Annotated in this window: 1 protein-coding gene; it reads left to right on the top strand. The window is 68.3% G+C overall.

What is annotated here, in order from left to right:
• Positions 1 to 2: 2 nt before the first annotated feature.
• Positions 3 to 758, top strand: coding sequence for a sulfate ABC transporter permease subunit CysT (cysT, locus tag EPD81_RS10565; RefSeq protein ID WP_370456510.1), 756 nt, complete (start codon positions 3 to 5; stop codon positions 756 to 758).

Here is a 758-nt window from a genome sequence, read left to right as displayed (position 1 = left end):
TCGTGCTGCTGCCGGTGGCGGCGGTGTTCGGCAAGACGCTGGAGCTGGGTTGGGGGGAATTCGTGGACGTGGTGAGCAACCCGCGGGTGCTCGCCGCCTACCGGCTTTCTTTCGGGGCGGCGCTCGCGGCGGCGGCGATCGATGCCGTCTTCGGCCTGCTGCTCGCCTGGGTGCTGGTGCGCTACTCCTTTCCCGGCAAGCGCCTGGTCGACGCTCTCATCGACCTGCCGTTTGCGCTACCCACGGCGGTGGCCGGCATCGCGCTCACCGCGCTCTACGCGCCCAACGGCTGGTTGGGCGGGTGGCTCGCCGCGCTCGGGGTCAAGGTCGCGTTCACGCCGCTGGGCATTCTCGTGGCGCTCGTCTTCATCGGCATTCCTTTCGTGGTGCGCACGGTGCAGCCGGTGTTGGAGGAATTCGAGCCGGAATTCGAGGAGGCGGCCGCGAGCCTGGGGGCGAGCCGCTGGCAGGTGTTCCGCCACGTGATCCTGCCGCACGTGCTGCCGGCCACCGTCACCGGGTTTGCGCTCGCCTTCGCCCGTGCCGTGGGGGAGTACGGCTCGGTGATCTTCATCGCCGGGAACATCCCTTTCGTCTCGGAGATCGTGCCGCTGCTCATCATCGGCCAGCTCGAACAGTACGACGAGGCGGGCGCCACCGCCATCGCCACGGTGATGCTGGTCATTTCCTTCACCCTCTTGCTCGTCATCAACGCCCTGCAAGCTTGGGCCGCCCGTCGCGGCGGCAAGGAGCAATGA

Origin of the sequence: Tepidiphilus sp. J10 (assembly GCF_006980785.1) — a bacterium.
In the GTDB taxonomy this organism is placed as follows: domain Bacteria; phylum Pseudomonadota; class Gammaproteobacteria; order Burkholderiales; family Rhodocyclaceae; genus Tepidiphilus; species Tepidiphilus olei.
This window is presented reverse-complemented; position numbering and strand designations above follow the sequence as displayed.